The organism is uncultured Methanobrevibacter sp., from assembly GCF_902788255.1.
GTDB lineage: Archaea > Methanobacteriota > Methanobacteria > Methanobacteriales > Methanobacteriaceae > Methanocatella.
In genome coordinates this window covers 1-8916 of the sequence record NZ_CADAJR010000049.1, presented here as the reverse complement: position 1 = coordinate 8916, position 8916 = coordinate 1, and the positions used below count along the sequence as shown (strand labels likewise).

14 protein-coding genes are annotated in these 8916 nt (G+C 34.2%); all 14 read right to left on the bottom strand.

Annotated elements, in window-relative coordinates; translation table 11 throughout:
* Window positions 1–570: 570 nt before the first annotated feature.
* Window positions 571–1992: an argininosuccinate lyase gene (gene argH, locus QZV03_RS10850; protein ID WP_296876715.1), complete on the bottom strand. Its 1422-nt coding sequence runs from the start codon at window positions 1990–1992 to the stop codon at window positions 571–573.
* Between the two features lie 70 nt (window positions 1993–2062).
* Complete coding sequence (locus tag QZV03_RS10845; RefSeq protein WP_292747322.1) at window positions 2063–2215, bottom strand: 30S ribosomal protein S27ae; 153 nt, start codon at window positions 2213–2215, stop codon at window positions 2063–2065.
* A gap of 9 nt (window positions 2216–2224) precedes the next feature.
* Window positions 2225–2542, bottom strand: a complete 318-nt coding sequence (locus QZV03_RS10840; RefSeq protein WP_296876712.1) for a 30S ribosomal protein S24e — start codon at window positions 2540–2542, stop codon at window positions 2225–2227.
* 9 nt (window positions 2543–2551) lie between these two features.
* On the bottom strand, window positions 2552–3064 hold the full coding sequence (locus QZV03_RS10835; protein WP_296876710.1) for a GTP-dependent dephospho-CoA kinase family protein: 513 nt from the start codon (window positions 3062–3064) through the stop codon (window positions 2552–2554).
* An 8-nt stretch (window positions 3065–3072) separates the two neighbouring features.
* The gene (spt4, locus tag QZV03_RS10830; RefSeq protein WP_296876708.1) at window positions 3073–3249 is read right to left on the bottom strand and encodes a transcription elongation factor subunit Spt4; all 177 of its coding nucleotides are present in this window, start codon (window positions 3247–3249) and stop codon (window positions 3073–3075) included.
* A gap of 2 nt (window positions 3250–3251) precedes the next feature.
* Window positions 3252–3830 (bottom strand): DNA-directed RNA polymerase, encoded by a 579-nt coding sequence (locus tag QZV03_RS10825; RefSeq protein ID WP_296876706.1) that lies wholly within the window; start codon window positions 3828–3830, stop codon window positions 3252–3254.
* Between the two features lie 35 nt (window positions 3831–3865).
* Window positions 3866–4258 (bottom strand): PIN domain-containing protein, encoded by a 393-nt coding sequence (locus tag QZV03_RS10820; protein WP_296876704.1) that lies wholly within the window; start codon window positions 4256–4258, stop codon window positions 3866–3868.
* Between the two features lie 8 nt (window positions 4259–4266).
* Window positions 4267–5481, bottom strand: a complete 1215-nt coding sequence (locus QZV03_RS10815; RefSeq protein WP_296876702.1) for a translation initiation factor IF-2 subunit gamma — start codon at window positions 5479–5481, stop codon at window positions 4267–4269.
* A gap of 51 nt (window positions 5482–5532) precedes the next feature.
* Entirely contained in the window at window positions 5533–5916 is a 384-nt protein-coding gene (locus tag QZV03_RS10810) for a 30S ribosomal protein S6e (RefSeq protein WP_296876700.1), read from the bottom strand.
* 37 nt (window positions 5917–5953) lie between these two features.
* Complete coding sequence (infB, locus tag QZV03_RS10805) at window positions 5954–7744, bottom strand: translation initiation factor IF-2 (RefSeq protein ID WP_296876698.1); 1791 nt, start codon at window positions 7742–7744, stop codon at window positions 5954–5956.
* 38 nt (window positions 7745–7782) lie between these two features.
* Entirely contained in the window at window positions 7783–8235 is a 453-nt protein-coding gene (ndk, locus tag QZV03_RS10800; RefSeq protein WP_296876696.1) for a nucleoside-diphosphate kinase, read from the bottom strand.
* Entirely contained in the window at window positions 8232–8393 is a 162-nt protein-coding gene (locus QZV03_RS10795) for a 50S ribosomal protein L24e (protein WP_004034240.1), read from the bottom strand. Before QZV03_RS10795 ends, ndk begins: the two co-directional genes overlap by 4 nt.
* 14 nt (window positions 8394–8407) lie before the next feature.
* Window positions 8408–8614 carry a 30S ribosomal protein S28e gene (locus QZV03_RS10790; protein WP_296876694.1) on the bottom strand — a complete coding sequence of 69 codons (207 nt, stop codon included), beginning with the start codon at window positions 8612–8614 and terminating at the stop codon, window positions 8408–8410.
* A 34-nt stretch (window positions 8615–8648) separates the two neighbouring features.
* The coding region (locus tag QZV03_RS10785; RefSeq protein ID WP_296876692.1) for a ribosomal L7Ae/L30e/S12e/Gadd45 family protein at window positions 8649–8916 on the bottom strand (268 nt) is incomplete at its 5' end.

Below are 8916 nucleotides of genomic sequence, written 5' to 3'. Positions count from 1 at the left end.
TAAAAATCAACCACATATTATTATTGAATTAAATTTAATCATGATTCTTTAATCTCAAACATACACAAATTAAAGACTCACTAATATTAAATTAACAACACCATACATATATAAAGAAACAGTAAGAGAGCAAATGATAATCAAAAAAAATTCCATATAAAAAAATAATCATGGCCTGAAAACAATCACAAAAAAAGTTATACTGAAAATTAATACACATCAGTTATTATAAACTAAGCTTATTTTAAAAAAATAACTATTTAATCGATAGTTAACAAAAGTACACCCAATTTGCGATTCATCCTCGACTTACAGAAGTCGAGGCATTCTCGCATTTTTAAGATAAATATAAAGAAAAAAAGTAAAGATTTTGTTACAGTGACATTAAAGAAGCTGAGCTACTTATTGAATTCGTCGAGGAACGTTAATAAGTTTCAATAATGTCACTCATACAAAAATCTTGCTTCAATAATTCAATGATTATCTCCACAATTAATATTTTGTTCATAAAAGTATATAAAGTTTAGGTATACCTAAACATTAATTGAATGAAAAAAAATATAGGAATAATTAAATTCCTTTCTTTTCAAATTCTACATTCAAGAAATCTTTGATATTGTTCCTTGCAATTTCAACCATTTTAGGAGCAGGACCTCCAGGAACAGCTCTGATTCTAACATTTTCAGCAGGGTTGAGTGCCCTTTGAATCAAATCATCGGCAAGGTTCAATTCATCAAAACCCAACTCGACAGCAATATCATCTATGAATTTGGAAGTGATGTCCTCTTCAACCATATTGTTGGCTGTTGCTTCGTTAACGATTCTTCCAACAATCTTGTGAGCGGTTCTGAATGGAATTGATTTTTCACGAACCATAATGTCTGCCAAATCTGTTGCAGTTGCAAAATTCTTACCTGCAAGCTCTGCACATCTTTCCACATTGAATTCAACAGACAACAGCATTTTTGTTACAATGGACAATGTGTCACGAGTAACATTAACAGCATTCCATAAATGAGGAGTGATTTCCTGCAAATCCCTATTGTAAGTGTATGGAATAGCCTTCATGATTGTTAAAATGGTAACCAATTCACCTGTGGCAATACTGGTCTTACCACGGGCAAGTTCAGCAACATCAGGGTTTTTCTTTTGAGGCATAATAGAAGAAGTGGATGAATATTCATCAGCCATTTCAATAACACCAAACTCATAAGTGCTCCACAATACCAATTCCTCACAGATTTTAGCCAATGTTGAGGATAAAGACACTAAATCGAAAACGGTTTCAGAAATAAAATCCCTAGCTGAAACTCCATCCATTGAATTTTCGAGATAAGCATCAAAACCAAGTAAATCTGTAGTTAATTGCCTATTAATTGGAAAACTGGTTGTTGCCATTGCGGCAGAACCTAAAGGATTCAAATTAACACGTTTATAAGTATCTTCCAAACGTTCATAATCCCTTTTTAATGCCTGAACATGAGCCATCAGATGATGAGCGATGGTAATCGGTTGAGCATGCTGCAGGTGAGTAAATCCTATGAAAACATCCTCAAGGTGTTCACCGGCCATTTCAACAATGCCCTCAATGAATTCCAAAATACCGATTTGGATTTCCTCAATCATTTCACGTAAAACAAGTCTAACATCACATGCAACCTGGTCGTTACGTGATTTGGCTGTGTGCATAAATCCGGCTTCAGGACCTATTTTTGAAGTCACATAATTCTCAATAGCCATATGAACATCTTCAACAGAAGGATCAAATACTAAAGCATCAAAACCTTCTTCCTTAAGATTATCAAGAGCGCATAAAATTTTATCCGCAATTTCCTCATCAACAATACCTTCATGCTTTAACATTGAAGTATGTGCAAAATTAGTTTTAATATCCGCTTCAAAAAGATATCTGTCTGCATCAAAAGATGAAGTATATTCAGCTGCTTCATCAGTCATTCCAGTTTTAAAACGGCCATTTCTGATATTATCCAAAAAAATCCCTCTAAAAAATAAATTAAGTATTGAAAATAAATAAAAAAAAGAAATATAGATTTAAAAAAATCTATTTTTTCATTTCAGTGTATCCGCATTTACCGCAAGCGACTCTGTCACCGTGGTCAGCCATGAATACACCTTCACCACAACGTGGACAAATTTGATTTTTTCTTACAATTTTGTCTCCATCTACTTCATATAAATCAGATTTTTTAACCATTAAAATCACCTATTCTTCTGCTTCTGCTTCTTCTTCTGGTTCTTCTTCCGGTTCAGTATTCTTAGCGATTACGTGTTCGGTTTCAATGTATTTTAAATCGTCCACAGTGTCGTAAACTTTAGCATAACCTAATGCTTTAGGTTCACCGTAATGTGGTTGTACATTGTCAACAACGAGTAACTCTTTTTTGGTGTTTAATAAAGCAACTAATTTAGATTTGATATCTAAAGCTTTAGGAGTTGCTTCACCATCGTAATCAACATAAAATTTAATTTCTTTTCTGTTAAATAATTTATTTTCTTTTTCTTCAATAAATTCGATTTCCATGATAAAACCTCATTCGTTTATTTCAATAAATCCGTCAATAAGCTTTTGAGCTTTATTTTTTAAATCACCAGCTTTTAAAACAACTAATCCCTCATTAGGCTGACCATATAAAATGGTAGTTTCCGGACCAGCCATCAGGATGCAAGGAAGAACTGCAAGATCTTCTTCCCCTGCTACTTCAATTACATAACATTCACCTTTGTTAGATAATTCAAGAGCTTGGCCTATGGTTTCCCATAGATCATCCGTAAGGTATCCGGCAGGATTATCTGCTTTTAAAATGTGATCTGCAAGTATAATTTCATGAGTATGATTTTTTCTTTGAATTAAATTATCAATAATACCAATATTGGGATATAATTTGTATTTAGTAAGATTAGCAAAAGTTGCATCGCCAACAGAAATCAGAAACTCGGAAGATTTAATCTCATCAATAGCATCTTCAAAGTCAGGATATAATTTACCTAAAGGCTGTTTAAGTTCAGCAATTATATCTTTATTTTCTGTATCTAATTGTAACACATTTACACCTATCTTACCCTTAAACAATATTCGCCAGGAATTTCAATATTTAATTCTTTAGCAATTTTAGATTCTTCAGGATCAGTTATAATCAAAAGACCACTCCAGTTATCTGAAGTAGGGTTTCCACAACTAGGACAATGGTCTTTGCTTGAAATCATTTTACAAACTGTACATGCTTTCATAATTAAGCCTTCTTACTTTTTTGTTTAGCTTCTTCAATCCACTCAAATCTACCTAAATTATTTTGTCTCATTGTAAGAGGAATTTTAGAATTCCTGTTATTGTCGATGTTATTGGTAGATTCATCCTTAATGGAAACACTAACTGCTCTAGCTCTAACTAAATCTCCTTCATCAAGAGTTTTGTTAGATTCTTTTGCTATTAATGCACCTCTTTTAGCGTCATAATTAATATAATCATCAGTAACTTGTGAAACATGAATTAAACCGTCCATAGGTCCAATTCTTACAAAAGCACCGTAATCCACAATATCAATTACTTCACCATCAAAGATTTCATGTTGTTCCGGTTTGAAGAAAATCGCTTCGAAAACAACATTATGGTAAGAAGCTCCATCACCCATAATGAGTCTTCCTTCACTGATGTCATCTATTGCATTAACACAAATGAGCAAACCGAGTTTTTTGTCTAAACGACCTTCATAAGTTTCATTCAAGGTCTGAATAGCAACTTCTTCAAGTGGATTTTCAAATCTGTAAGGTGGAATTCTTACAGTATCTTCAATTTTTGTTCTATAATACAAAATAATCCCTCATTTTTTAATAAGTTTAATTAATATTATATTTTACCCTCAACAGCAATATATCTTTTTTGTCTTAAATACACAACTGTTATTCCTTTATCTTTTGCACGATTTTTTAATTCAATATCGTTTGTAGCTAAAACTTCTGAAACTCTAAGCAACGCATCATCCACAGTTTCGTTTTCAAGTAATGAAATATCCTTTATTTCAACTTTTGAAGAATTAGCTAATTTCAAGGCCAAGTTGGCATTTAACCGCACTTTACCCTTATTATTTCTTTTTAAACCCTTCAATTCATTGATAACAAAGTTCGGAGTAACCAGTTTATAAGAAGGTAATTTGTTTTCAAGTTCAGTGATTATATCAACATTGAACTGAAAAGGAACCATAAAAAAATTGGTATCAATTACAACTTCTTTAGAGTTCATATTTACCTCTATTTGATTATACCATAACCGATTAATCTCCAACGAGCACCGACTCTACGACTTAAAGCGACCCTATCACCTGGACTTGCACATACAGGCAATTTAAGAGTAACATCCACATCATTTTTCTTTGCAGAAGTGACAACACCAATGGTAGTTGTAGTACCACAGTTAATCATCAATGGTTCTTTAATCTTGATTGGAGCGACTTCACGTTCTTCCTTGGTACCGACTACACGGTCAAGCAAGTTAGCTTCCATTGAAAAAGAATCCAATACTTCAGGCAAAGTACCTTCTTCACCTGCAACAGTTCCAGATAAAGAATCTGATTTGGTTAAGGATGGATCCAATTTAGTTGCAATACCGACAAGTCCTCCAGGACCTATCTCTTCAACTTGTCTACCATTTGCTTCAAGACCAATGATTTCTGATTTTAATGTAACCCTTTTACCGTTGTTGGTAGGGCCAGGTCTGATTTCAATAGTGTCACCAAGTTTGAATGTACCTTGAACAAGTGTTCCACCTATAACTCCACCTTTAATCTTATCAGCGCCAGAACCTGGTTTATTGATATCGAATGATCTTGCAACATGCATCAGTGCAGAATCGTCAACATTCCTTTCAGGAGTTTGGATTTGCTTGAGCATTGCTTCAATCAATATATCCATATTAGCGCCTTGTTGAGCGGATACTGGTATTATTAAAGCGTCTTCAGCACAAGTACCTTTAACAAATTCCTTTATTTCATTATAACTTTCAATAGCTCTTTCTTTTGAAACAATATCAATTTTGTTTTGAACTACTATAACGTCTTTAACACCGATTACATCAAGTGCCATAAGGTGTTCTTTTGTTTGTGGTTGAGGACAAGACTCATTTGCAGCAATTACTAACACTGCACCATCCATAATTGCAGCACCAGATAACATAGTTGCCATAAGAGTTTCGTGACCTGGAGCATCAACAAATGATACTTTTCTTATTAATTCAGTTTCGCTTCCACAGTGTTCACATTTATCCAAGGTAGTGTAGCATTCAGGTTCATCGCATTCAGGACATTTTCTAAATTCAATGTCTGCATAACCTAAACGGATTGAAATACCTCTTTTTGTTTCTTCACTGTGAGTATCAGTCCATACACCTGATAAAGCTTTAGTAAGAGTAGTCTTACCATGGTCTACGTGACCAACCAAACCTATGTTAACATCTGACTGTACGTTCACAGATAACCACCTTTTTAATTAAATTAAAGTAAATAAGAAAAAATAGTAGAACTATTCTTCCTCTTCTTCACCAGCACCAAGAATTTCAGCTATTGGTTTGCTTCCAGCTTCAGTAACTACAGTGTTGATTTGTACTATATCATCAGCAATAGTGTTTCCTCTAACGGTTTTTCTTCTTTTAACACCATCAGCTTTAGGATGATAACCAGTACCACCAGTTAATAAACTTTTAATTCTTCTAGTACCAGAAACATCTTTTTTCATAGTGAAACCGTTTTTATCACTACCACCGGTTATTTTTAAAGTGTAACCGTCTAAACCAACAATAGCGCCATCAAATTCATCACCAATGACTAAACCGTTAAGAGCTTTTGCATCATCGACTTCAATTTGATGAGTTTCAGCTTTTTGAGACACAACAATTTTGAATGCCATGGTATTCCTCCATAATTTTTATAATAATTGTAATTTATTATTCAAAAAGACCAAATTTACCCCAATCTGGATCTTGTTTACGTTTAATTTCAACGAACTCATATAAAGTTTCAAATTCATCTTCTGTTAGCTTTTCCTTAAACTCTCTTTCAATGAACTTATAATGTTTTTCTGGAATGTCAACATAAAGTTCATCACCTTCATCAAAGTGTTTTCCAACAACGGCATCTTTGATTGCCATTGCAACCCTCTGACCTCTAGGAATGGAAGGTAATGTTTCCCCTTTGTCTTCCATACTTGCTATTACTCCAACAATTTCTCCATTTTTATTTATTACAGTTTGGCCCTGTTTTACAGTTCCGCTAATGGATTCAATTCCGATAATAGCAGGTTTACTTTGACGGAAAACCAATTTTGGAAGTGACATGAATTTGGCAGGTTTGATAATGGCATCGTAAAACGCTTTTTTCTTTGCCTGTTCCATTTCATCAATCCATGCTTCATAATCTTCAATAATCTGATAGATTACGTCACCTTTGAACAACTTAACATCTGAATTTTCCAAATCTTCCTGAGAGTTGGTGTTGACATCAACATTGAAAGCAATGATTGCACCGTGTGAATCATCTTCATTTAAAGCAATAGATGAATTAATTATATCTCTACGATTAACATCACCGATGTCTGCTTCACGAATAGGAATTTCCAATTCCCTGAGCAATTTGACAATAGCTTCAAGAGATCCTAATGTGTCTGCCTTAACCAGAATTCCTTCATCTTCAGTACTGATTGTAATGTCTTCAATCTCTTTTAAGATTTCTTCTTCCACATTTTCCTTGTCACTCAATACCCTGAGCGGAGAACCGGAAACGACATCGTCCAAGTTAGGGGCAGCTATCTTGATACCTGCAGCCGCAACAACTTCATCGAATTTTTGGAATTTCTTTTTGGAATCCCTCATTTCCTCTAATGGAAGTGGTCTTAAGATGGATCTAATTTTGGTTGTCAATACTTCATTTGAAGAAGTCATTAAAGCAATCTCATCATTAGTTCGTAAAACACCATCATAAATAATACTATCAATAGTAAGACCTAATCCAACTTCTTCCTTGATTTCCAGTACTGTACCTTTAGCCGGAGCATCCTCATTGATTTCTAACTGCTCTGTCAGATATTCCTGAGCAAGACCTAAAAGCATTGCCAAAACTTCAATAATTCCTTCACCTGATCTAGCACTAATTGGAATAATACTGATTTGTGAAGCGAAATTACTTATTCTGTCAAACCTTTCTGACTGGAATCCCTCTTTGTGAAGAGTACCAACAATCTCATAGACTTTAGTATCCAAAGCCTGCTGTACGCTTGGAGCTTGTTGATTAAATGATTCCTTAAAGGAAGCACCTTCATGAGTCTCCCAACCGAATAACATATCAATTTTGTTGGCAACTACAATGAAAGGAGTCTTGTACATTTTTAAAATGTTTAATGCCTCATAGGTTTGAGGTTTGAAACCGTCATTGATATCAACAATTAAAACAGCTAAATCAGCTAAAGCCCCACCACGTTTTCTTAAACTAGTGAACGCTGCGTGGCCAGGAGTATCAATAAAAAACAATCCAGGAATCAAGTCTTTGATAGTTAATCTTGATATAAAATTCCCACAGATTTCTTCAATAGTATCATTTGGAATTTCTGTAGCACCAATGTGTTGTGTAATACCACCGGCTTCCTTATCAGCGATAGTACTACCTCTGATATAATCTAACAATGTAGTCTTTCCATGGTCTACATGTCCTAAAACTGATACAATTGGGGATCTGATTTTCATAATATCTTCTTTAATAATAAAATGTTTAAATTCTAAATTTATTCATAAATTAAATCGTTATCGACAATTTGATAATCGCAAATTTCATCTTCATTAAAGAAAAGACCAATTTCTCTTTCTGCAGATTCAGGAGCATCTGATGCATGAATAATGTTTCTACCGGTATCCATACCAAAGTCTCCTCTGATAGTTCCAAGATCTGCTTCTAATGGATTGGTTGCTCCAACGATTTTTCTGATAGTAGTAATAGCTTCTTCCCCTTGAATAACCATTGCGAGGCATGGTGAAGAAGTAATGTATTCAACTAAACTTGGGAAAAATGGTTTTTCAGCGTGTTCTCCATAATGAGTTTTTGCTAAATCTTCATCAATTTGAATTAATTTACATGCGACGATTTGAAGACCTTTATCTTCAAAACGGGACAATATTTTACCCATAAGACGTCTTTGAACAGCGTCTGGTTTCATCATTACAAAACTTTTTTGAATCATTCTTTAACCCATTTAACTTTTCTTGGAACTCTTCCGAGTTTAATCATATTTTTTTCGCATTTGCTGCTACAAAAGAAATAAATTGAACCATCTTTTTTGACGTACATTTTTCCTGTACCTTCTTCTATTTCTTTATTACAGAATGAACAAGTTCTCATGCTTTTACACCTTCTTAAGGAGTTCTAATTTCTTTAGCTTCTCTGATTGTATCAAGTAACATTAAGATGTCGCCTTTTCTTACAGGTCCCATAATGTTTCTTGTTAAAATTCTTCCTTTATCTCTACCTTCGAGGATTCTGCATTTGATTTGCATAACCTCACCAGTCATACCAGTTCTTTTTAAAACTTCAATGACTTCAGCAGGAGTTCCTTCTTCCATGTAAATCACCGTACGATCAATCAAAAGAATTTATTTATTCTTTTAATTCAGCAACTTTTTCTACAATTTCAGCAACAGCAGCTTCAGCATCACCAGCATCTACAATACAAGCGGAAGCGGTACCAACAGTTAAACCTGCAGCTCCACCAACTTGTTCTTTAGTAGGTAAGTAGACGTATGGAATTTCTTTTTCGTCAGCTAATACAGGAATGTGAGCAACGATTTCAGCAGGATCAACATCTTCTGCGATAACTACGAGAGCTGCGTCTCCTCTTTCAATAAATTTAGTTACTTCGTTAGTT

What these genes read in the sequence shown, in the direction of transcription:
- QZV03_RS10840 (WP_296876712.1), bottom strand. Translation starts at nt 2,542, where the DNA reads ATGGAAATCGAATTTATTGAAGAAAAAGAAAATAAATTATTTAACAGA.
- QZV03_RS10790 (WP_296876694.1), bottom strand. Translation starts at nt 8,614, where the DNA reads ATGGAAGAAGGAACTCCTGCTGAAGTCATTGAAGTTTTAAAAAGAACT.
- ndk (WP_296876696.1), bottom strand. Translation starts at nt 8,235, where the DNA reads ATGATTCAAAAAAGTTTTGTAATGATGAAACCAGACGCTGTTCAAAGA.
- infB (WP_296876698.1), bottom strand. Translation starts at nt 7,744, where the DNA reads ATGAAAATCAGATCCCCAATTGTATCAGTTTTAGGACATGTAGACCAT.
- spt4 (WP_296876708.1), bottom strand. Translation starts at nt 3,249, where the DNA reads ATGAAAGCATGTACAGTTTGTAAAATGATTTCAAGCAAAGACCATTGT.
- QZV03_RS10820 (WP_296876704.1), bottom strand. Translation starts at nt 4,258, where the DNA reads ATGAACTCTAAAGAAGTTGTAATTGATACCAATTTTTTTATGGTTCCT.
- QZV03_RS10810 (WP_296876700.1), bottom strand. Translation starts at nt 5,916, where the DNA reads ATGGCATTCAAAATTGTTGTGTCTCAAAAAGCTGAAACTCATCAAATT.
- QZV03_RS10795 (WP_004034240.1), bottom strand. Translation starts at nt 8,393, where the DNA reads ATGAGAACTTGTTCATTCTGTAATAAAGAAATAGAAGAAGGTACAGGA.
- QZV03_RS10845 (WP_292747322.1), bottom strand. Translation starts at nt 2,215, where the DNA reads ATGGTTAAAAAATCTGATTTATATGAAGTAGATGGAGACAAAATTGTA.